This window comes from Brevibacterium sp. SIMBA_078, from assembly GCF_046534565.1.
GTDB lineage: Bacteria > Actinomycetota > Actinomycetes > Actinomycetales > Brevibacteriaceae > Brevibacterium.
On the sequence record NZ_JAWRYQ010000606.1, the window covers coordinates 1 to 235 of the forward strand.

General features: G+C 37.4%; 1 protein-coding gene. It reads right to left on the reverse strand.

Annotation, left to right across the window (positions count from 1 at the left end):
• A partial coding sequence (locus tag SB749_RS20960; RefSeq protein WP_410712017.1) for a hypothetical protein occupies nt 1-235 on the reverse strand: 235 nt, incomplete at both ends.

The window sequence follows — 235 nt, forward strand, 5'->3', positions numbered from 1 at the left end:
GTGTTATTAAGAGTTTTACCTGTGCCTAACAGCGTACTAACAGCAGAAATTGGTAAGGATTGTGTAGTACCACCTTTATTACCTATTGTTTTGGCTTTAATGACAAAACTAATATAATGGCCTTTTTCTAATGGGAATACTCTTCCACTAGAGGCACCATAAGGCGCGTCATCTACAGTACGAGTTACATCTTCGATTCCATCCGCGTTATATATTTTATACGAAACAGTAGAAG